The following is a 21,008-nucleotide window of genomic DNA, read 5'->3' as shown; positions in this document are numbered from 1 at the left end:
CTCCCGCTAGTGCGCGGGCGGCCGGCGTTCACCGGGATCGGCGGCCGCGCGGGCCATGATCTCCCGCACCACCGCGGTCTTGGCGTCGGCGTAGTGCTGCACGTGCCGCCACGTACGCTGGGACAGTTCCCGCTTGGTACGCGCGTAGTGGTCCCGGTCGGCGTCGCTGTCGCGCAGGCGGTCCCGGAAGCGCAGCATGCGGTCGATCTCGGTGCTGCCGGCACCGAAGACGTGCAGGTTGACGTCGGTGTCCGGTCCCTTGAGAATGCGGTGCTCGAACCAGTCGGGCTCGCGGATCCGCAGCACGTATCCGGCCGCCTCCAGGGCGGGCACGTACGACGGTTCGTCGGCGGAGTCCGGCACGACGAGCAGGATGTCGATGATGGGCTTGGCAGCCAGCCCGGGTACCGAGGTCGAGCCGACGTGTTCCACGCGCAGTGCCCTGCCGCCGAGTACCGAACCGATCCGGGCGGCCTCGCGGGCGAAGAGCCGGGGCCACTCGGGGTCGTATTCGGCGAGGACGACAGGGGCGTTGTGCGGGGTGCGCTCACCGACCGTGATCCGCTGGAGTTCCTCGTCGCTGATCAGGGGCGGATCGGTCTCGTCCATCTTCGATGCCATTCGCGCTCTCGTTCCGTCCGGAGGGCAGCCGACCACCCTAGCAGTCGCCGCCGGCACCACGGTTCCCCCGTGGCGCTAACCGCCGGGGCCGGGAGGCGTCGGGCCCGAGGCGCTCATGTGCTCGTCCTTCATCCGGCTGCGCTGCCGCTGCAGGTGATCGGCCAGGATCAGGTCGTGCCGCCCGGCGATGGCCTCCTGAATCCAGATCTTGCCGCGGATCAGCGGGTACCGGAACCGCTGCTCGCGGTGCAGGGCACGCCGGTACCTTCGCGAGTTCGGCTGGTAGTGCCATCGCGCCCACGGCGAGCCGGGCCGGGCCACCCTGATCGCGCCGACGTAGACGAACAGCGGCACGAACAGCCCGATCAGGCCGGTCCAGATCTTGCCCTTGAGCAGCGTGACCACCGCGAGACTGAGGTTGATGACCAGCGAGAGGAGATAGATGCTCGGCGGGATCAACGGATTGAGCAGCGAGTCCTTGCCCGTGTCGTCCTCCACGCCCGCGAAGCCGACCGGCCGGGCGCCGAGCAGCAACAGCCCGGTGAGCGCCACCGCGACGAACACCGCGTCGACCGACGCACGCCCTTCCTCGGCCCAGTAGACGTCGCGCAGGTGCAGGATCAGCGCGAACTCGTCCAGCACCAGCGCCGAGCCGATGCCGAAGACCGCCGCGGCGATGACGTACGGGGCGTCGTATCCGTCCGGCGTCGCGAACGACGTCACCCCGCCGATCAGCATCAGTACCACCCCGAAGACGACGTGGTGGATGTGCAGGTCACCCGCCTGGACGTTCTTGAACCAGCGCACCCTGGCCCGGATCAGGCGAACGTTGACGCGCGTCAGCACGAACGTGACGATGAAGGCCACGAAGAAGCAGAAGAGCGGCAGCCTGCCGGTGTCCAGGATCCGGTGTACGAACAAGTCCCCCATATCCTGACTACGCCCCCCGCCATGTACGCCCAGTCCCTCGCCGTCCCGCCCGTGCCTGGGCAGGGGCGAACACGCAGGTCACCTACCCGAATTATCGCACCGGAAAGAATTTGATTATGGAGCCAGCCGATACTGTCATCGACCGGTGCGACCCGGCCTGCCGTGCCTGGAGCGCGGAGGCCGTCCGGAGGGTCGAAGCCGACGCGAACCGCAGCGCCGACACCCATCTCCATGTCTTCCCCCTGCCGCCGGAATGGGGAATCGACCTGTACCTGAAGGACGAGTCCGTACATCCGACAGGCTCGCTCAAGCATCGGCTGGCACGGTCACTGTTCCTTTACGGGCTGGCGAACGGATGGATAAAAGAGGACGGCACGATCATCGAGGCGTCGAGCGGCTCGACGGCGGTGAGCGAGGCGTACTTCGCCCGGCTGCTCGGCCTGCCCTTCATCGCGGTGATCCCGCGGACCACGAGCCCGGAGAAGATCGCGCTGATCGAGTTCCAGGGCGGCCGCTGCCACTTCGTCGACGACCCGTCGGCGATCTACGCGGAATCCAGGCGGCTGGCGGAGGAGACCGGCGGCCACTTCATGGACCAGTTCACCTACGCCGAGCGCGCCACCGACTGGCGGGGCAACAACAACATCGCCGAGTCGATCTTCAGCCAGCTGTCGCTGGAGCGCTACCCCGTGCCCACCTGGATCGTGGTCAGCGCCGGCACGGGCGGCACGTCGGCGACGATCGGCCGCTATCTGCGCTACCGGCGCCTGCGGACCCAGATGACCGTCGTCGACCCCGAGGGCTCGGCCTTCTTCGACGGCTGGACGTCCGGCGACTTCGGCCGTACGGCACCGGGATCGCGCATCGAGGGCATCGGCCGCCCCCGGGTCGAACCGTCCTTCCTGCCGACCGTGATCGACCGGATGATCCAGGTGCCCGACGGAGCCTCGATCGCGGCGATGCGCTGGACCACCGAGGTCTCGGGGCGCAGCGTCGGCGGATCGACGGGCACCAACATGTGGGGGGTCGTCCGGCTGGTCAGCGAGATGCTCGCGCGAGGCGAGCGGGGCAGTGTCGTCACGCTGATCTGCGACGGCGGTGAACGTTACGCCGACACCTACGGCTCGGACGCGTGGCTGGCCGCGAAGGGGATCGACATCGAGCCCTACCTCAAGGCGCTCCACGCCTTCCTCGAGACCGGGGAGTTCCCGCCGCCCCGGCCGTGACGACCGGCCTCATCCGGTGAAGTGGATCGGGTTCACCAGGTCGGCGTAGATGAGCAGGGCGCCCATGACGATGAAGACGATCGCCATCGCATAGGTCAGCGGCAGCGCCTTGGCAACGTCGACATAGCCGGGGTCCGGCCGCCGGATGAGCTTGGCGATCCCGCGCTTCAACGCCTCCCAGAGCGCACCCGCGATGTGGCCTCCGTCCAGGGGCAACAGCGGAACCAGATTGAACACGCCGATCGCGAAGTTCACCGAGGCCAGCACGGAGATGAACCACGAGACCTTGTTGATCCCCTCGTTGTCGGACGCGAGGATCTCTCCGCCGATGCGGCTGGCGCCGACGACGCCGATCGGTCCCTCCGGATCACGTTTGTGGTCGCTGAAGGCCGCGTTCCAGACCCCGACCATCTTCTCCGGCATCCGGAACAGGGCGCCGACCGTGTGCTCGGTGAGTTGGCCCATGTAGTCGACGACGGCGCCCGGCCCCTGCCGCTCCTTGGCGATGAGCGGCGTGATGCCGAGGAAGCCGACGCTCTCGACTTTGTCGGGGTCGGTCAGCGAGACCATCTGGTTGGTCGTCACGTTGACGGTGATGGGAACGGTCGCGCCGTCGCGCTCGACGACGATGGGCACGGCCCGGCCGCCGGAGCCGCGGATCAGACCCTGCAGTTGCCCATAGGAGTCGATCTTCGCGCCGCCGTACGACACGATCCGGTCACCGGCCTTGAGCCCGGCCGCCGCCGCGGGCGTCGCGGGCTCCCCCTGCCGGCACTCCCTGCCCGCCTGATCGGCCGGGACGACGCACTTGGCCACCGAACTGACCGTCGGGGTGGCGGTGTCGAGCCCGATCCCCATGATCAGGACCGCGAAGAACAGTATCGCCAGAAGGATGTTCATGGCGGGGCCGCCGAACATGATCAGGAACTTCTGCCACCACTTCTTGCTGTAGAAGACCCGATCCTCGTCGCCCGGCCGGACCTCCTCCAGCGCCGCGCCCCGTGCCGACTCGATCAGGTTCTGGAACGGCCCCGTCGAGGACGACCGGACCTTGCCCGGGGCGTCGGCCTTGCCCGGCGGGAGCATCCCGATCATCCGGATATAGCCGCCGAGCGGGATCCACTTGACGCCGTACTCGGTCTCGCCCTTGCGCCGCGACCACAGCGTCGGACCGAACCCCACCATGAACTGAGGGACCCGGACCCCGAACAGCTTGGCGAAGGACATGTGACCGAGCTCGTGCAGAGCGATCGAGACCATGAGCAGAAAGAAGAACAGCGCCGCCCCGCCGAGAATGATCAGCGTTTCCATCCGCTCGCCTCCATGATCTCCTCCAAGTCAAAACAGCCTACGTTATGCGCGCGTTCCAGCGCGGCGGCTCCGGCGTCCCCGCGGGGGCTCCGGGTCCTCGGGCGCCAGGAAATCACCCGGTGGCGGGTGAGCCCCGAACTGCTAGCCTGAGCGCAGCTGTCGATCTCGTGCGGGAGAGCGCCCCCACAGCCGGTGCGGGCCGCCGAAGGAGCAACTCCTCCCCGGAACCTCTCAGGCCAACGGACCGCACGGGCCAGGCGACCTCTGGAAAGCGGGGACTCCGTCCCCCGCCGAAGGTGCAAGCCCCGATCCGGGGTGAAGCTCTCAGGCACCGATGACAGAGGGGGAGGCACCGACACAGCACGGTGTTGTGGTGGGACGATAAGCCCACGAGCCGCGTCTTAAGGAGCCTGCCCCGATGTCCGCGCCACCTGACGCGACCGCGAAGAAAACGCCGCTGCACGAGATCCATCGCGACCTCGGCGCGAACCTCGTCGACTTCGCCGGTCACCTGATGCCCCTGCGCTATGGCAGCGAGACCGCCGAGCACACGGCAGTCCGCACCAGTGCCGGGATGTTCGACCTCTCCCACATGGGTGAGATCTTCCTGTCCGGGCCCGGGGCCGCCCCGGCGCTGGACTACGCGCTGGTCGGCAATCTGTCCACCCTCGCGGTCGGCCGGGCCCGCTACACGATGATCTGTGATGCCGCGGGCGGCGTGCTCGACGACCTGATCGTCTATCGCGTCGCCGCCGAGACCTTCCTGGTCGTGGCCAACGCCGCCAACAGCGACACCGTACGGTCGGAGCTGCTCGCCCGCAGCGAGGGATACGAGACCGCCGTGGACGACCGCTCCGAGTCGTACGGCCTGATCGCGGTGCAGGGTCCCAGGGCGCAGGAGATCCTCGCTCGCGTGTCCGGCGCTCCGCTCGACGAGCTGAAGTACTACGCGATCATGGCGGGGCGGGTGGCTGCCATCGACACCCTGATCGCCCGCACCGGCTACACGGGCGAGGACGGCTTCGAGCTGTTCGTTGCGAACACCGAAGCCGTACGGCTGTGGCGGGCGCTGACCGAGGCCGGCGGCGAGGACCTGCGGCCGGCCGGGTTGTCCGCTCGGGACACCCTGCGGCTCGAGGCGGGCATGCCGCTCTACGGCAACGAGCTGTCCACCGAGACCACTCCGTACGACGCGGGGCTCGGCCGTGTGGTTAAACTCGACAAACCCGATGATTTCGTAGGAAAGACGGCATTCGCCGCGCTTTCTCAGACACCACCCGGACGCACGCTCGTCGGGCTGGTCACCCGGGGGCGTCGGGTGCCGAGACATGGGTACGACGTGATCACATCCGACGGCACGCCGTGCGGGGTCGTGACGAGCGGCGCCCCGTCACCGACACTGGGTCATCCGATCGCCATGGCGTATCTGAACACCGGTGTCGACACCACCGGACTCGCGGTCGACATCCGCGGCAGGCCGGAGCCGGCCGAGCTGGTGAACCTGCCCTTCTACAAGCGTTCCTGAGTTTGGGAGAGAGAGTCGTGAGCGTTCCTGAGCAGCTCCGTTACACCGAGGAACACGAGTGGATCGCCGACCACGACGCCGAGGACGGCGTGGTCACGGTCGGCATCACCGCCTACGCGGCCGACGCCCTCGGCGACATCGTCTATGTGTCGCTGCCCGAGGAGGGCGCCGAGGTCTCGGCCGGAGAGCCCTGCGGTGAGGCCGAGTCCACGAAGTCGGTGAGCGACATCTACTCGCCGGTGACGGGCGAGGTGAGCGCCGTCAACGCCGCCGCGATCGATGATCCCAGTGTGATCAATTCCGACCCGTACGGCGAGGGCTGGCTCTTCAAGGTGCGAACCGGGGGTGACCACGACGGGCTGCTCGACGCCGATGCCTATTCGAAGCTCATCGAGGAGCACGACCAATGAGCATGTACGACCCGCTCGCCTCCGTCGACCCCGAGGTCGCGGCGGCGCTCGACGCCGAACTCGACCGCCAGCGCTCCACGCTGGAGATGATCGCGTCGGAGAACTTCGCGCCCGTGTCGGTCCTCGAGGCCCAGGGTTCGGTGCTGACGAACAAGTACGCCGAGGGCTACCCGGGACGCCGCTACTACGGCGGCTGTGAACATGTGGACGTCACCGAGCAGCTGGCGATCGACCGGGCCAAGGCCCTGTTCGGCGCCGAGCACGCGAACGTCCAGCCGCACTCGGGGGCGCAGGCGAACACGGCCGTCTACTTCGCGCTGCTGCAGCAGGGCGACACGATCCTCGGCCTCGACCTCGCGCACGGCGGGCACCTCACCCACGGCATGCGGCTCAACTACTCCGGCAAGACGCTCAATGTGGTGCCCTACCACGTGAGCCCGGACGACGGCCTGGTCGACATGGACGAGGTCGCCGCCCTCGCCGCCGAGCACCGGCCGAAAATGATCGTGGCCGGCTGGTCGGCGTACCCGCGGCAGCTGGACTTCGCGGCGTTCCGCGAGATCGCCGACTCGGTCGGGGCGCTGCTCATGGTGGACATGGCGCACTTCGCCGGCCTGGTGGCGGCCGGGCTGCACCCCTCCCCGGTGCCGTACGCCGACGTCGTGACGACGACCACGCACAAGACGCTGTGCGGCCCGCGCGGCGGCCTGATCCTCTGCCGCGAGCCGTACGCCAAGAAGATCAACTCGGCGGTGTTCCCGGGCATGCAGGGCGGCCCGCTCGAGCACGTCATCGCGGCCAAGGCCGTGGCCTTGAAGATCGCCGGGACCGAGGAGTTCCGCCAGCAGCAGGCCCGTACGCTCGAAGGCGCCCGGCTGATCGCCGAGCGGCTGATGGAGGACGACGCGGCCAAGGCCGGGGTGAAGGTGCTCACCGGCGGCACCGACGTGCATCTGGTGCTCGTCGATCTGGTCGACTCCGAGCTCACCGGGCGTGACGCCGAGGACCGACTGCACGAGATCGGCATCACCGTCAACCGCAACGCGGTGCCCAACGACCCGCGCCCGCCGATGGTGACGTCGGGCCTGCGCGTCGGCACGCCGGCGCTGGCCACCCGGGGCTTCACGTCCGACGATTTCACCGAGGTCGCCGACATCCTCGCCCTGGCGCTGCAGCCGTCATTCGACGCCGCCGCGCTGAGCGCCCGCACCCGGGCCCTCGCGGACAAGCACCCCCTCTACCCCGGCCTGTGATACCGCGATGACCGGGCGGCCGCGGCGCCGGGCATACTGAGCCGCCGGCCGCCCACGTCCCGGCTCGTCCCAAATGATCGCTCTGCCGGGCGGCTCGCCGCGCCTCGCGGCAGGAATGAAGTGGAACAGCCATGGCGATCAGCGTCTTCGACCTGTTCAAGGTGGGCATCGGCCCGTCGAGCTCGCACACGGGCGGGCCGATGGCGGCCGCGCACCGGTTCGCCCGTAGCCTGCACGCCGACGGGCTGCTCCCCCGGACCGCGTCCGTACGGGCGGTGCTCTACGGTTCGCTCGGCCTGACCGGCAAGGGACACGGCAGCGACAAGGCCGTCATGCTCGGTCTCGAGGGCGACAAGCCCGAACTCGTCAACGTCGACGCGGTGCCCGAGCGCGTCCAGGGCATCCGCGAGAGCGGCACCCTGCGGCTGTTCGGCGAGCGCGACGTACCGTTCGTGGTCGGCGACCACCTCGTCTTCGAACGCAAGGAGTCGCTGCCCGGGCACCCGAACGGCATGCGGTTCACCGCCCACGACGTCACGGGCGCCGAACTGCGGTCCCGGGTCTACTACTCGGTGGGCGGCGGCTTCATCGTCGACGAGAAGGCCACCGGCGCCGACCGGATCAAAGCCGACGACACCGTGCTCCCCCATCCCTTCGGCAACGCCGCCGATCTCCTGGAATGGACGCGGAAGACCGGCCTGCCCATCTCGGCGCTGATGCTGGAGAACGAGAAGGCGTTCGGCCGCTCGGAGGCCGAGATCCGGACCGGCCTGCTCGACCTGTGGCGGGTCATGCGCGAGTGCGTCCGCCGCGGCTGCGACCAGGAAGGACTGCTGCCCGGCGGGCTGAAGATACGGCGGCGAGCCCCTCAACTGCACCGCAAGCTCACCACAGAGCAACCCGGCGACCCGTTGCAGGCCATGGACTGGGTGACGCTGTTCGCGCTGGCGGTCAACGAGGAGAACGCGGCCGGCGGGCGGATCGTCACCGCTCCCACCAACGGGGCCGCCGGCATCATTCCGGCAGTCCTGCACTACTACGACCGCTTCGTCCCCGGCGCGAGCGACGAGGGGGTGGTCCGGTTCCTGCTGGCCGCCGGCGCGGTCGGCGTGCTGTTCAAGGAGAACGCCTCCATCTCCGGGGCCGAGGTGGGCTGCCAGGGCGAGGTCGGCTCGGCCTGTTCGATGGCGGCGGCCGGGCTCACCGAGGTCCTGGGCGGCACGCCCGGGCAGGTCGAGAACGCCGCTGAGATCGGCATCGAGCACAATCTGGGCCTGACCTGCGATCCGGTCGGCGGACTGGTCCAGGTGCCGTGCATCGAGCGCAACGCGGTGGCCTCCATCAAGGCGATCAGTGCCACCCGCCTCGCCCTGCGCGGCGACGGCGAGCACTTCGTCTCCCTCGACAAGGCGATCAAGACGATGCGCGACACCGGCCGCGACATGCTCGACAAGTACAAGGAGACGAGCCGCGGCGGCCTCGCCGTCAACGTCATCGAGTGCTGACCGTCCGTCCCGTCACTGTGCGGGCCGGTCGACCCGGTACAGCTAGAAGCCATTGAAACGACCGGCCCCGCCGAGTGGGGCCGGTCGCCACGTGCGGGTCGTCAGGGGCGCTGGCCGGGCCGGTCGACGATGACGGCCTTGAGGAGGCTGGCCCAGCTGATGATGTCACCCTTCTTTACATTCACGCCCATCTCCTTGTGGTCCTTGACGACGATGGAGCGGGCGCCGAGGTACTCGTAGGTGTTCGGATCGATGAAGATCTCGTCGCGCTGGTAGCCGTTCTGGAGGCGGTAGAAGGTGACGCCGGGGCGCTTGGCGAGGTCCACGGCACGGGCCTCGTACCCGACGCCAGGGATCTTGGCAAGGGCACCGTACATGGCGGCGCGGAGCTTGGCCGGCAGCACGGTGTCCCACATGGACGCGTGGATGTAGAAGAACGCATACATGTTGCGTTCCTCATCGCCCATGGCGCCGGGCTTCGTGATTCCCGACCCGGCTCCCGGCAGCGGCTCCCGGGTGCCGCCCGCAGTGACCCTCTTGTAGACCTCGGCGAGCAGTGCGTCGGGGTCCTGCGGCAGGGAGAAAATGTCCTGGTAGCTGACCCGGCGCTCGGAACCCTTGTGGAGCTTCAGCTTTCCGTCCGGGTAGTCGGCGAAGCCCCAGTCGTCGATTCGGTGCCACATCTCCCAGGTGTGCTTCACCTTCGGGGTCCCCCTCAGCCAGTCGCCGCCATCCTCGTTGGTCTGGGCGCTGAGAGTCTTCGAATACGCCCACTGGTGGGGCTTGGGCATGGGGTCGTGTTGGGCCGCTGCCTTGATCGCCGCGTTGCTGGCCAGGTCCTGGGCGTTGGCGACCGGGCGCAGCTGGGCGGGCGGCTGCCCGCCGGGACGGTCTCCGCCGGTTCCAACGCCGACCGCCACAGCCGCCGCGAGCAGCGCCGTGGCGGCCGCCCCGGCCAGACCGAGGCGCCAGGCCGGACGCCAGGACCGCTTCCTGGACGGGACCTGCCGCATGTGAGCGGTCAGCCGGGCACGGGCCTGGGTGATGGTCTCTGGGGCCGGGTCCGGCAGCGCGTCGTGCCGGTCGCGTACCTGCTGCAGGTCATCCATGGTTCATCGCCTCCTGTGCTGCGGGGCCCAATGTCTTGCGGAGCTTGCGTCGCGCCCGGTTGATGCGGGAACTCACGGTGCCGATCGGGATGGCGAGGGCGTGTGCCACCTCCGCGTAGCTGAACTGGGCACAGACGACGAGCAGCAGCGCGTCGCGGTCGCCCTTGGAAAGCCGTGCCAGGCCCCGCGCCAGGTCGGGGCTCAACCGTTCCGCAGTCACCTGGTCCGCGACCTGGTCGGCGTGGTTCCCGGCGTGGTTCCCGGCGTGGTTCCCGGCGTCGTCCCGGGCCGCCGAACGGCCCAGGGCGCGATAGAGCCGGATCTCGTTGCGGCGGTACCGGCCGATCAGGTTGGTGGCGATCCCGTACAGCCAGGCCCGCGCCTCGGGGCGGGCCAGATCGTAGCGGTCCCGCTGGTCGAAGGCGGTCAGGAACGTGTCGGCGGCGATGTCCTCCGCGGCACCAGGACCAAGCCTGGACGCCGCGTACCGGTGTATCGCGATGAAGTACCGATCGAAGATCATCGAAAACAGCTCCGGCTCATGCCGCGACCTCTCGATGATCGACGCGTCGGTCGTCTCCTCAGACATCCGCGGGGGAGGAACAGCTGTCAGGGTCATGCATCTGGCGCCTCTCTGACGAAGTGGTCAGCGCTGATTGCCCGAACCCGCAAATCTTCTTCGCACTCCGGAGAAGAAAAATCGCTCGGCCGCCCGCAACCGCTCACGCCGCTACTGCTCGGCGGGCATACCGTGGCTACGCTCCGTCGAGCTCATCCGCCCAGGCGGCGAAGAAGGCACGCAGCTCTGGAACCCTCGTCAAGCCGACAGGCAGCCGCGCGTCCTCAATGTGCGCCAGGCTACGAAGAATCTGCGCGAGGATCTCCCGATGGAATCCACGGTCCAGTTCGGCGGCGCCAGCGAGCAACGGCTCCTTTCCGAAGCGCTGGGCAAGCTGGAAGACATCCGCGAAGTCGCGAGGTTCCGCACGTCCGAACAGCGCCAGCATCTTTCTGGCCGCAAGCTCTACAGGATCGAATGGCGGTCCCAGAACAGTGATCCTCGGCGCTCTGACCGGCGGAGAGTCAACGGCCAAGTCCACGACGAGCCGTTCAGCAGCGGAAATCTCGAGTCGGCAGAAGGTATCGAACTTGCGGATGACAGCCGACTCCCAGCCTCGATCCTCGGCCGCACTGCGAAGCGCATCCGCAGCTGCTGAAATCGAAACCTCCCCCTGTCCACCGAAGAAGTCGAGATCCTCGGTGCTGCGGTGGGTCAGCCCTTGAGCCAAGAGCGCCCCAGCACCGGCAAGGAGAAAGCCTTCACTCTCCGGTAATGAGAAGAAGAGCCGGGCCACCTGGATCTGAAAAGCGGTCAGACCGCCATCTGACGGTGCCGTCACCGGACAACGACGTGCTCGACGAGCGGCACCCATGCCTCGCGGATCTCCGTGGGTAGTACCAACTCCGGCCACAGATCTATGAGCAGGGCACCGTCGACATATCTGCGGATGTCCTCGGGCAGCCCTTCGAGCAGGACTCTCTGAAAGACCAGCCGGCGGTCGGCCGGATTCGAGAGGTCGTATTCGGCACCGGGGTCTGACCAGTTCAGGTGAAGCGGAAGCACGACCTTGGCGAACGCCCGATCGAGCGGCAGCCGGAAGAGGCGATCGGGGACGGAGAACGGACGTCCCCGGCGGGTGAGGTGATCGGTGAACTCGACGCGCGGGTCGAGCGCGAACTCGTACCCCGCCGCCTCGACGATCCGCTCCGCGGTGTCGAGCGTCGGCGATTTGCGGCCGTGCTCGTACGCCGAGAGCGTGGTGCGCGACGTGCCCGCGGCCCAGGCGATGTCGGCCTGGGTCTTCCCGGCCGCCAGCCGGGCGCGCTTCAGCAGCTCTTCCGCTGCCATGGCGACCACCTCCACGCCCAGGGTATCCGATCGGATACCTTTCAGGTGCGCGAGCGACGAGAGCGACTCACTTCGCGATCACCGGTTCAGGCGCGCGTGGGCACGACGGTTCGCCGTCGGCGACCAGAACCCCGCGTGGAAGGTGAGCCGGGCGAGGGCCGCCTGGCCGTTGCCGTTCGGGTGGAAGAAGTCCCACCGGCTCACCTCCGACAGCGAGAAGCGGTAGTCGAAGACCGCGTTGCGGTCGGAGGCGCATCTCGGGTACTCGGCGCAGACCCTGGCGAGAACGTGGTTGTAGGCGATGACCCGCCGGCGGACACGATCGCGCCGGTCCATGTCGGCCGCCGCCATCGACGATGGATGGAACAGCATGGACCGGCACACGCCGAACAGCGTCCAGGCGACCCGGGCGACGGCGTCCTCCTTGCCCACCTGCCAGAGGCGCTTGACGTCGGGGATGCTGCTGACGAAGACCAGCGCGTTCGGGACGCCCTGCCGCAGCGTGTCCATCCCGGCGCGGAACCGGCTCTCGAAATCGGCGACCGAGGTCATCGTCTGCTCCGAGCGCGTGCACGCGTCGTTGGCGCCGATCAGGATCGTGACGTAGTCCACGCGCTGCGCGACGGCCGAGCGCGCCTGGCCCTCCAGGGCGATCACCTTGGCGCGCGACACGGCGTTGTTGTGGACGACCAGCGAACGGTTCCTCATGCGCAACCGGGCGTAGTGACTCCTCACCGGCGCCTCGGATCCGCCGGCCCACGAACGACTCTCACAGTCGACGTACCAGCCGCAGGCGTTGAAACCACGGGTGATGGAGTCACCGAGCACCGCCATCCTGGCCGGTACGAACGCGAACGGGGCGAAGGCGGCCGACACCGGGACGGCCGGTCGCACCGCTCCCGTCGCCAGGACGGCCACGACCGAGACGAGGACCAGGACACGGCGGACAGGGCGATCGACCATGGACACCTGCTCGGGCCGGTAACAGGGCGGAAGCGCCGCGTAAGCGGCACTGCTGCCATTGTGCGTCCCGAACACCGGCACATGGCGATGTTCGCCGATGGTTTTGCCAAGAATAACAAGTCCACCCGACTAATTACTGAATGCTGTAATTTATCGCTACATTCTCATTCAATACCACCGAATCCCCCCGCCGTGACCATGCAATTGTTCGCAGCCAAAGCCGTGAAGGTGTTAGGTTCCGGCCATTCTTTAGGCCAGACTGATCGGCGTCGGGCGCCGCTGCTCGACGCTCCGCCGGGGGAGGGCGATGAGCGAGACGCAATTCACGGATCTGCTGGAGAACCCGGTGTCGCCACGCGCGGCCCGGCGGGCCGCGCTACGCGAGTTCCGTTCGCGCAGGGTCCTCGCGGCACTGTGCGCGGCCGGGCTGCTGACGGCCGTCGGCGCGCTGGCGGCGCTCGAGGTGATCTCGCGGCTGGTCGGCCGGCCGACGCACGAGACCACGGTCGCCCGTGGCAGCGCGCTCCTGCGGGACCTGTCCTGGAACGACCCGCAGGTGCTGCTCGCCACCGGCGCGCTCACGGCCGCGGGCGCCGCCCTGCTGCTGCTCGGAACGCTGCCCGGGCGTACCGGGATGGAACCGTTGCGGGGCACCGACCCGCAGCTCGCGGCGGCCATCACCCGCACCGGGCTGCGCCGCTCGCTGACGGCGGCCGCGCTCGGCGTGCCCGGCATCGCGCGGGTGACCGTACGCCTGCGCGGCCGGTTCCGGCGCCGGGTGGTCGTGCACGCCACCACGGAGTACCGCAACCCGGGCAACCTCGCCGACCTCGTGGGCACCGCGGTGGCGGTCCGGCTGGACGAGATCGATCCCATCCGGTGGCGGCGCGTGGCCGTACGGCTGAAGTGGAGACAGGACTGACATGCGGCTCGGGCTCATCTTCACCGGCCTCACGATGGCGGCCTGCGGAGCCTCGGCGCTGTTCGTCGGGCTCGGCGTCCTCGGCCCCGCGTCGGCCGCCCGGCCGGTGCTGGATCCGGCGTTGGCCCGCTTCGCGGCCGGGCACCCGTGGTTCTGGCCGGGCGTGGCCGGGGTGAGCGTCTCGCTCACACTGGTCGGGCTGCTCTGGCTGCTCTCGCAGGCGCGGGCGGCCGTACTGCGCCGGCTGAACCTGACCCGGTGGAGCACCCGCGTGCGTGTGCGGGTCGCCGCCGGCGACCTGGTCGAAGAGGTACGGCACCTGCCGGGGGTGCAGAGCGTGCAGGTCAGGCTGACCGGATCCGCCGCGTGGTCCCGGTTCGTGGTGTCGGTGGTGTGCGACGAGGACGCCGACCTCACCCTGCTGCGCGGCCACCTCGGCGAGGAATCGCTGGTCCGGCTCCGCACCGAACTCGAAATGTACGAGCTGCCGACGATCGTGCGGTTCCGACTGGTGTGCCCGTAGCCCGTCCACGGCTTGACCGGTAGGGAATTCCCTACATATGGTTTCCCGCCATGGACACTGTGGACGTCTTCGCCGCGCTGGCCAGCCCGGTCCGGCGTGAACTGATCCACCTGCTGCTCGACGGGGCGCATTCGGTGAACGACCTGGCCTCGCATTTCGAGATGAGACGCCCGAGCGTCTCAGAGCATCTGAAGGTGCTCCGAGACGCCGGGCTGGTGAGCGAGCAGCGCAGCGGCAGGCACCGGCTCTACCGGCTGGAGGCGGGCCCGCTGATGGAGCTCTCGCAGTGGCTCTCGCCGTACGAACGGTTCTGGCGGGAGCGGCTCACCGGACTGCGCGAGCTGGTCGACGAGGCCGGTGAGGACGAGAGCGAGGGTCGGACATGAGCGCCCGGCGCGGATCGATCGAGGTCGACGAGTTCCTGGCGCACCCACCGTCCAAAGTGTGGCGGGCGCTCACCGATCCGACCTGCTGGCACGGTGGCTGATGCCGAGCGACTTCAAGCCCGTCGTCGGTCACCGGTTCACGTTCCACACCCGGCCGATCGCCTCGGTCGGGTACGACGGGATCATCCCCTGCGAGGTCCTCGAACTCGACGAGGAACGGTTGCTCCGCATCGGCTGGGGCGGCGGCGCGCTCAACACCACCGTCACGTGGCGGCTGGTGGCGGAGGGCCGCGGGACCCGCCTGTTCATCGAGCACGCGGGCTTCGCGATGATCCCCCTGCAGGCGTCCGCATTCCAGGGCATGGGCAGCGGGTGGCGCTCCCACGTCATGCGCTCACTCATCAAGGTCCTCGCCAGCCCCCGAACCTCCGTCGTGATCATGCACTTGTTCCCGCGACGATCCGCCCAGCCCCCCTGCTCCGCATCCCCCGAGGAGCCCTTGGTGAACAACTGCATGATCACGGCCGAGAACCCTCCGCCGTGATCACGCACTTAAGCACCACAGCCCTACACCCGCCCGCCCGCCCGTCGGGCACTGACGACTCACACGCGAACAACTGCATGATCACGGCGGAGAGATCTCACGCCGCTCGCGGGCCGGACAGCCGGGAGAGGTTCGTCCCGATCTCGATCATTTGCTCGTCGTCGGGCCGCCAGCCTCGGTCGAGCAATGCCGTGACGAGGGCGGTCAGAAACGGCCGGGGTCGCACGAGCACGTCCACACTGGTGATCGGGATGATGACCCAGCCGTGGCGCGCCTCCAGCCAGCGCCGACGATCTTCGTCGTGGGCCCGCGCCGCGGGAGTGCTGTGGTACGGCTCACCGTCGTACTCCACTCCCACCCGGTAGTCCTCGTACCCCAGGTCAACGAAGAGCGGGTTGCCGTGCCGCCCCATCACCGGGATCTGTGTGCCCGGTCTCGGCAGGCCAGCGTCGATGATGCGGACCCTGCTCCAGCTCTCGCCCGGTGATTCGGCGCCTCGGTCGGCCGCGGCCAGGACGCGCCGCAGCAACCTCGCGTTGCGCTCGCCGGCCAGCCGTGCCGCCATCTCGCCGAGCCGGCCCGGATCGACGTTCCACCGAAGGAACTGGTCCACCGCCGCCACCGCCTCGAGCCGGGGCAACCAGCGGCCACAGTCCATGGCCGTACGCTCCATCGAGGTCACACGCACTCCGGATACCTCGGTGATCTCGTCCGGCGGCAGTTGCGACAACCTCACCTCGATGCCTGGCCGCCGCGGCGGGGTGTGGTCGGGCGGCACCACCAATTCGACCGGCCAGCGCGCGGCGTCGACCCCCGGCGGCAGGACGTCGAGTCCCCATAGCCAGGCGGCCGTACGGCGCGCCACAACGGTGTGGGGCGGTAACAGCCGACTGATCACGGATGCGCGCGCTTCCAGTGAACCGATCTGATCGGGCCGGAGGTACGCGCCACGGGTGATGGGTACGAGGATCCCGTCGCGGACACGGCGTGACAGCAGGCCCTTCGAGATTCCTCGAGCGGCCGCCTCGCGGAAGGTGAGTCCGTCCATGGGCTCACGATGCGTCCGATCACTACCGCGTCGACAGAGGGTCCGCGCCATCTGTGGACAAGCGCAGCACCTCGCGAGCTCACATCACCGACAAACGCCACGAAGCAACCCTGTCGGGACGCGAACAACTGCATGATCACGACCGGGAATCCTCTGGCGTGATCATGCACTTAAGCGCCACCGCCTTCCGCCCCGTCCTCTGTTGGCCCGTCCACCACTGGGCCCCTCCCTGGCTGTCCCCTCCCCGGCTTGTCCCTCGCCCCGCCAGTTCCCTCGCCCCGCTGGTTCCCTCCCCGGCTTGTCCCTCCCCCGCTGGTGAGCGAGCACGAATTGAGCTCGATTCGGCCGGGGCGCCTGCGGGCTAGTTCGCGATGCCGATGACCTGCTCGATCGTCTCGGGCCGCTCCAGCACATCGAGCATGAGCGCGGCGACGTCCGCACGGGAGACGAACAGGCCGCGCCGGAGGTTCTGTCCGACCGCCGTACGGTAGGCGCCGGTCGGCGGCTTGTCGGTCAGCCGCGGGGGCCGCACGACGGTCCAGTCCAGACCACTGTCGCGCAGGACGCCCTCCATCTCCGCGAGGTCGGCGTAGTGCTTACGGAGTGCGGCCTTGGTCAGCGGACCGAACAGGTGCCGCATGAAGAACCCGTCACCGGGGTCGTGCCTGGGCGGCTTCGGCCGGCCGCCCGAGGGAACGGTCCCGATCGGCGCGGCGCTGACGGCGACGAGGCGCCGTACGCCGGCGTCCGTCATCGCCCGGACGATGGCGCGCGTACCGTGCTCGGCGACTCCCGCCTCCGCCGCGGTCACGGGGCCGAGGCCGGACAGTACCGCGTCCGACCCGGCGACCGCCGACTTCAGCGTCGCCGGATCCGGAGCCGCCAGGTCGGCGGCGACGACGCGAACGTCCGCGGTCACCTTGGCCGGGTTCCGTACGACGACCGTGACGTCGTGCCCCGCGGCGAGGGCCTGCTCCACGGCCAGGCGGCCGATACCGCCGGTCGCGGCGAAGATCGTGAGCTTCATCCTGGACTCCTAGTCACGGAAGGCGGCGGCATTGTCCGCCGCTCCGGTAATCAAGATCATGCGAGCTCCTCCGGGAGCGGCTTGGAGTAATCTGAACTACGCGGTTCATATATTACGGAGACCATATCATATGAGTTCCATATCAAATGCGGAGGCCGACGCGACCCGCCGGCACAGGCGGCTGAGCACGTCGGTCAAGGACTCGCTGCGTGAGCTGAGCGTCCAGCTCTCCCTGCTCAACAGCCAGGTCGGCGCGCGCCTCGCACTCAAGGAGATCGACGTCGGCTGCCTGGACCTCATCACCCGCGAAGGTCCGCTCAGTCCCAGCGCGCTGGCGCGTCGTGCCGGTCTCCACCCGGCGACGCTGACCGGGATCCTGGATCGGCTGGAGCGCGGCGGCTGGATCGGTCGCGACCGCGATCCCTCCGACCGCCGGGCCGTTCTGGTCCGCGCCCTCCGCGACCGCAACCCCGAGCTCTTCCACCTCTACGCGGGCATGACGACCACGATGGACGAGATCTGCGCCGGCTACTCCGACGCCGAACTGGAGCTGCTGGCCGGGTTCCTGCGCCGTACCGTCACCGCCGGCCGTACCGCGACCGACGACCTGGCGGCCGGCTGAACGTCCTGAGGGACGTCGGAGCCCGCGAGGCGGTCAGCGGAAGACGACGGTCTTGTCGCCGTTCATCAGGACGCGGTGCTCGGAGTGCCAGCGGACCGCGCGGGCGAGCGCCAGGCACTCCATGTCGCGGCCGACCGCCATGAGTTCCGCCGGGCCCTGGGTGTGATCGACCCGGGCCACCTCCTGCTCGATGATGGGTCCCTCGTCGAGGTCGGGGGTGACGTAGTGCGCCGTCGCGCCGATGAGCTTCACGCCGCGGGCGTGGGCCTGGTGATAGGGCCTGGCGCCCTTGAAGCTCGGCAGGAACGAGTGGTGGATGTTGATCACTTTGCCCTGGAGCTTGGCGCACAGGTCGTCGGACAGGATCTGCATGTAGCGCGCGAGCACGACGAGATCGGTCTGGTAGTGCTGGACGAGCGCGAGCACCTCGGCCTCCTGCGCGGCCTTGCCGCCGGGGGCCACCGGCAGGTGGTGGTAGTCGATCCCGTACGACTGGGCCAGTGGGCGCAGCACCGGGTGGTTGGACACGACAGCGGCGATGTCGATGTCGAGCAGCCCGGACCGCTGCCGGTAGAGGAGGTCGTTGAGGCAGTGCCCGCCCTTCGAGACCATGATGAGCACTCGGGGCCGGACGCGGATGTCATTCAGACGCCAGTCGATGGCGAGCTCCGGGACCAGTGCGGCGAACGCCCCGCGCAGTTCGTCGTCGCCGATACCGTCGGCCGTCTCGAACTGCACCCGCATGAAGAAACGGCCGGTGTCGCGGTCGCCGTACTGCTGGCTCTCCAGGATGTTGCAGCCGTGCTCGGCCAGCAGGCCCGAGACGGCAGCGACGATACCCGGCCGGTCGGGGCACGACAGCGTCAAGACGTATTCAGCGCTCACGATTCATTCCCCTGAGGTCGGGTCGTTGTTGTACGTCCTGAGGCGGACGGGTGGCGACAGCTGTGTCGTCCCGGCGGGCTCGCGCCGCGGAGCAGCGGCTCACCGCCCCATGGCCGCATCCGTGGATCGCCGGCGTCAGGCCTATGAGCTTACGTCCTGTGCCCTCGGCGCGCCCGCCACCCGCATGGTCGGCGTTGCTTCGCGGGCCCGCGCTCCGCACCGCGTCGGCGTCCGCGAGACCCGACCGCGGAGGCGGACGGGAAGGAAGTTGCGGCAGCGAATTCTGAGCCGTGATCTTGTGTCCTAATTGAAGATGAACTCTCCTCGTATTTGGTCATTTTGTGGCACCCTGACCTGCATGGACCTCCGGCAGCGCTACGACGCCACCACGTCCGGTCTGGAACCACCGTTCGCGGTCGTCGACCTGGACGCCTTCCGCGCCAACGCCGCGGACCTCGTGCGGCGGGCGAAGGGCAAGCCGATCCGGGTCGCGAGCAAGTCGGTGCGCTGCCGTGCCCTGCTGGAGCAGGTCCTCGCCATGGACGGGTTCGAGGGGATCATGGCGTTCACCCTGCCGGAGGCGCTCTGGCTGACCGAGCGGCGGGTCAGCGACGACGTCCTCGTCGCCTACCCCACGACCGACCAGGCCGCGCTGGGCAAGCTGGCCGCCGACGAGCGCGCCGCCGCCACCATCACGGTCATGGTCGACTCCGTCGAGCACCTCGACCTCATCGAACAGGCCACCGGAGGCCGCCCGGTCCGCGTCTGCATCGACATCGACGCCGCCTTCCGCGCCCTCGGCGGCGCTCTGCGCGTGGGCGTCCGCCGGTCCCCCGTCCACACCCCGCGGCAGGCGGCCGCGCTCGCCGAAGAGATCACCAGGCGGCCGGGCCTGACTCTCGTCGGCATCATGGCGTACGAGTCGCAGATCGCCGGCGTCGGCGACATCCCGCCGGGCCGGCCGGCCCGGGGGCGCGTGATCCGGGCCATGCAGTCGCGCTCGCGCATCGAACTCGCCCGCCGCAGGGCCGCGATCGTCAAGGCCGTCCACGCCGTACGGCCGGACCTGGAGTTCGTCAACGGCGGCGGCACGGGCAGCGTGGAGAAGACCGCCTCCGAGCGGGCCGTCACCGAGGTCGCCGCGGGGTCAGGGCTCTACCAGCCGCACCTGTTCGACCACTACTCCAACTTCCGCGGCCGGCCCGCAGCGCTGTTCGCGCTGCCGGTCGTACGGCGGCCGAGCGCCGGCGTGGTGACCTGCCTGGGCGGCGGCTACCTGGCATCCGGCCCCGGCGACAAGGTGCGCCTGCCTCAGCCGTACCTGCCGTCCGGACTCTCCTTCGACGGCCTCGAGGGCGCCGGCGAGGTCCAGACGCCGTTGATCGGCTACACCGCCGACCTGCTGCGCGTCGGCGACCGCGTGTGGTTCCGGCACACCAAGGCGGGTGAACTGTGCGAGCGGTTCTCCGAGCTGCACCTGATCGAGAGCGATCGTGTCATCGGGGCGGTGCCCACGTACCGCGGCGAGGGACACGCCTTCCTCTAGGCCGTCTCCGCTGAGAGGGTGGGCCCATGAGCGACACCGCCGATTCGCCCACGCCGCCGCTCGTCAGCGTGCGCGGTGAAACCGTACTCGAGGTCGAGCCGGAGATCGCCCGGCTCACCGTCTACGTCCATGCCCGCGACAAGGACCGGAGGCGGGCGCTCGAACGGCTGACCGAGCGCAACCGCGAGTGCCTCGATCTGATCGGGGAGTACGGCGACGCCGTCGAGCAGGTCGAGACCTCCGGTCTGTCCATCTCCCCGATCGTGCGGGACAAGCGCCGCGACGAGAAGGTGGACCGCTACCAGGGCACGGTGCACACCACCGTGACCGTCGCCGAATTCTCCGTGCTCGGTGAGATCGTCACCCGGCTCGGCGATCTCGAACTCACCAGCGTGCACGGGCCGTGGTGGGCGCTGCGCCGGGACAGCGACGTCTACCGCCGGGCCGCGCAGCAGGCGGTGCGGGCGGCCGTCACCCGGGCGACGGACTACGCCGACGCGCTCGGCTGCCGGCTGACCGGGCTGGTGCGGCTGTCCGACGAGGGGCTCAGCACGGACGGCGGAGGACGTGAGCAGGTGTACGGGATGGTCGCGGCCGCCGTCCCCGCGTCGAGTTCGGGCGCCCTCCCCGCCATCGATCTGGAACCGCAGAAGCAGGTCGTACGGGCGGCCGTCGAGGCGCGCTTCACGATGACCGCCCCCGAGCTGTGAACCGCCGGAGGACGCGGGCGGTGAGCTGATGTG

At 69.2% G+C, this 21,008-nt stretch carries 23 protein-coding genes and 2 riboswitches; of the genes, 12 read left to right on the top strand and 11 right to left on the bottom strand.

Annotated elements, in window-relative coordinates; genetic code table 11:
* Nucleotides 1-6: 6 nt before the first annotated feature.
* Together HKK74_RS10960 and HKK74_RS10955 are read right to left on the bottom strand one after the other, a co-directional pair.
* Entirely contained in the window at nt 7-621 is a 615-nt protein-coding gene (locus HKK74_RS10960) for a GrpB family protein (RefSeq protein ID WP_246491422.1), read from the bottom strand.
* Between the two features lie 75 nt (nt 622-696).
* On the bottom strand, nt 697-1,551 hold the full coding sequence (locus HKK74_RS10955) for a hypothetical protein (RefSeq protein ID WP_246491421.1): 855 nt from the start codon (nt 1,549-1,551) through the stop codon (nt 697-699).
* Between the two features lie 116 nt (nt 1,552-1,667).
* Between HKK74_RS10955 and cds1 the strand changes: the two genes are divergently transcribed.
* Complete coding sequence (cds1, locus tag HKK74_RS10950; protein WP_187243023.1) at nt 1,668-2,777, top strand: L-cysteine desulfhydrase Cds1; 1,110 nt, start codon at nt 1,668-1,670, stop codon at nt 2,775-2,777.
* A 9-nt stretch (nt 2,778-2,786) separates the two neighbouring features.
* Here the strand turns inward: cds1 and HKK74_RS10945 are convergent, their stop codons facing one another.
* Nucleotides 2,787-4,088 carry a M50 family metallopeptidase gene (locus tag HKK74_RS10945; RefSeq protein WP_187243022.1) on the bottom strand — a complete coding sequence of 434 codons (1,302 nt, stop codon included), beginning with the start codon at nt 4,086-4,088 and terminating at the stop codon, nt 2,787-2,789.
* 160 nt (nt 4,089-4,248) lie between these two features.
* A riboswitch (glycine riboswitch) is annotated at nt 4,249-4,345 on the top strand.
* A gap of 1 nt (nt 4,346) precedes the next feature.
* A riboswitch (glycine riboswitch) is annotated at nt 4,347-4,439 on the top strand.
* Between the two features lie 67 nt (nt 4,440-4,506).
* Between HKK74_RS10945 and gcvT the strand changes: the two genes are divergently transcribed.
* The 4 genes from gcvT to HKK74_RS10925 all read left to right on the top strand — a co-directional run bounded on the left by gcvT (nt 4,507) and on the right by HKK74_RS10925 (nt 8,781).
* Nucleotides 4,507-5,613, top strand: a complete 1,107-nt coding sequence (gene gcvT, locus HKK74_RS10940) for a glycine cleavage system aminomethyltransferase GcvT (RefSeq protein WP_187243021.1) — start codon at nt 4,507-4,509, stop codon at nt 5,611-5,613.
* A gap of 17 nt (nt 5,614-5,630) precedes the next feature.
* Complete coding sequence (gene gcvH, locus HKK74_RS10935) at nt 5,631-6,023, top strand: glycine cleavage system protein GcvH (RefSeq protein ID WP_187243020.1); 393 nt, start codon at nt 5,631-5,633, stop codon at nt 6,021-6,023.
* Nucleotides 6,020-7,276 carry a serine hydroxymethyltransferase gene (gene glyA / locus HKK74_RS10930; RefSeq protein ID WP_281397728.1) on the top strand — a complete coding sequence of 419 codons (1,257 nt, stop codon included), beginning with the start codon at nt 6,020-6,022 and terminating at the stop codon, nt 7,274-7,276. Before gcvH ends, glyA begins: the two co-directional genes overlap by 4 nt.
* 131 nt (nt 7,277-7,407) lie before the next feature.
* A complete protein-coding gene (locus HKK74_RS10925) occupies nt 7,408-8,781 on the top strand; it encodes an L-serine ammonia-lyase (protein WP_187243019.1) in 1,374 nt (457 codons plus the stop codon).
* Between the two features lie 101 nt (nt 8,782-8,882).
* Here the strand turns inward: HKK74_RS10925 and HKK74_RS10920 are convergent, their stop codons facing one another.
* From HKK74_RS10920 to HKK74_RS10900, 5 genes are all read right to left on the bottom strand, one after another.
* Nucleotides 8,883-9,890, bottom strand: a complete 1,008-nt coding sequence (locus HKK74_RS10920) for a CU044_5270 family protein (RefSeq protein ID WP_187243018.1) — start codon at nt 9,888-9,890, stop codon at nt 8,883-8,885.
* Nucleotides 9,883-10,479: an RNA polymerase sigma factor gene (locus HKK74_RS10915; protein WP_187243017.1), complete on the bottom strand. Its 597-nt coding sequence runs from the start codon at nt 10,477-10,479 to the stop codon at nt 9,883-9,885. The genes HKK74_RS10920 and HKK74_RS10915 overlap by 8 nt, the downstream gene beginning before the upstream one ends.
* 166 nt (nt 10,480-10,645) lie before the next feature.
* On the bottom strand, nt 10,646-11,290 hold the full coding sequence (locus HKK74_RS10910) for a nucleotidyl transferase AbiEii/AbiGii toxin family protein (protein ID WP_222722131.1): 645 nt from the start codon (nt 11,288-11,290) through the stop codon (nt 10,646-10,648).
* The gene (gene relB, locus HKK74_RS10905) at nt 11,287-11,799 is read right to left on the bottom strand and encodes a type II toxin-antitoxin system RelB family anti-toxin (protein WP_187243016.1); all 513 of its coding nucleotides are present in this window, start codon (nt 11,797-11,799) and stop codon (nt 11,287-11,289) included. Before relB ends, HKK74_RS10910 begins: the two co-directional genes overlap by 4 nt.
* Before the next feature lie 78 nt (nt 11,800-11,877).
* Entirely contained in the window at nt 11,878-12,762 is an 885-nt protein-coding gene (locus tag HKK74_RS10900) for a GDSL-type esterase/lipase family protein (RefSeq protein ID WP_187243015.1), read from the bottom strand.
* A gap of 307 nt (nt 12,763-13,069) precedes the next feature.
* Here HKK74_RS10900 and HKK74_RS10895 point away from each other — a divergent pair, with 307 nt between their 5' ends.
* From HKK74_RS10895 to HKK74_RS10880, 4 genes are all read left to right on the top strand, one after another.
* Entirely contained in the window at nt 13,070-13,684 is a 615-nt protein-coding gene (locus tag HKK74_RS10895; RefSeq protein WP_187243014.1) for a DUF6286 domain-containing protein, read from the top strand.
* Between the two features lies 1 nt (nt 13,685).
* Nucleotides 13,686-14,207: a hypothetical protein gene (locus tag HKK74_RS10890; protein WP_187243013.1), complete on the top strand. Its 522-nt coding sequence runs from the start codon at nt 13,686-13,688 to the stop codon at nt 14,205-14,207.
* Nucleotides 14,208-14,257: 50 nt separating this feature from the next.
* The gene (locus HKK74_RS10885; RefSeq protein ID WP_187243012.1) at nt 14,258-14,593 is read left to right on the top strand and encodes an ArsR/SmtB family transcription factor; all 336 of its coding nucleotides are present in this window, start codon (nt 14,258-14,260) and stop codon (nt 14,591-14,593) included.
* A 100-nt stretch (nt 14,594-14,693) separates the two neighbouring features.
* On the top strand, nt 14,694-15,137 hold the full coding sequence (locus tag HKK74_RS10880; protein ID WP_222722130.1) for an SRPBCC family protein: 444 nt from the start codon (nt 14,694-14,696) through the stop codon (nt 15,135-15,137).
* A gap of 97 nt (nt 15,138-15,234) precedes the next feature.
* Here HKK74_RS10880 and HKK74_RS10875 read toward each other — a convergent pair whose 3' ends face one another.
* Nucleotides 15,235-16,185, bottom strand: coding sequence for a type IV toxin-antitoxin system AbiEi family antitoxin (locus HKK74_RS10875; protein ID WP_187243011.1), 951 nt, complete (start codon nt 16,183-16,185; stop codon nt 15,235-15,237).
* A 361-nt stretch (nt 16,186-16,546) separates the two neighbouring features.
* Nucleotides 16,547-17,212 carry an NAD(P)-dependent oxidoreductase gene (locus tag HKK74_RS10870; RefSeq protein ID WP_187243010.1) on the bottom strand — a complete coding sequence of 222 codons (666 nt, stop codon included), beginning with the start codon at nt 17,210-17,212 and terminating at the stop codon, nt 16,547-16,549.
* A gap of 130 nt (nt 17,213-17,342) precedes the next feature.
* On the opposite strand from HKK74_RS10870, the gene HKK74_RS10865 reads away from it, so the two are divergent.
* Nucleotides 17,343-17,834 (top strand): MarR family transcriptional regulator, encoded by a 492-nt coding sequence (locus HKK74_RS10865; protein WP_187243009.1) that lies wholly within the window; start codon nt 17,343-17,345, stop codon nt 17,832-17,834.
* A 33-nt stretch (nt 17,835-17,867) separates the two neighbouring features.
* Here the strand turns inward: HKK74_RS10865 and purU are convergent, their stop codons facing one another.
* On the bottom strand, nt 17,868-18,722 hold the full coding sequence (gene purU / locus HKK74_RS10860) for a formyltetrahydrofolate deformylase (RefSeq protein ID WP_187243098.1): 855 nt from the start codon (nt 18,720-18,722) through the stop codon (nt 17,868-17,870).
* A gap of 355 nt (nt 18,723-19,077) precedes the next feature.
* Here purU and HKK74_RS10855 point away from each other — a divergent pair, with 355 nt between their 5' ends.
* Together HKK74_RS10855 and HKK74_RS10850 are read left to right on the top strand one after the other, a co-directional pair.
* Nucleotides 19,078-20,265: an amino acid deaminase/aldolase gene (locus tag HKK74_RS10855; protein WP_187243008.1), complete on the top strand. Its 1,188-nt coding sequence runs from the start codon at nt 19,078-19,080 to the stop codon at nt 20,263-20,265.
* Nucleotides 20,266-20,291: 26 nt separating this feature from the next.
* The gene (locus tag HKK74_RS10850; RefSeq protein WP_187243007.1) at nt 20,292-20,975 is read left to right on the top strand and encodes an SIMPL domain-containing protein; all 684 of its coding nucleotides are present in this window, start codon (nt 20,292-20,294) and stop codon (nt 20,973-20,975) included.
* The last annotated feature ends 33 nt before the right edge of the window (nt 20,976-21,008 follow it).

The sequence above is a fragment of the Actinomadura alba genome (assembly GCF_014323705.1).
In the GTDB taxonomy this organism is placed as follows: Bacteria; Actinomycetota; Actinomycetes; order Streptosporangiales; family Streptosporangiaceae; genus Actinomadura_C; species Actinomadura_C alba.
Note: the sequence above shows the minus strand (reverse complement) of the source record. Positions and strands in the feature narration are given on the sequence as shown.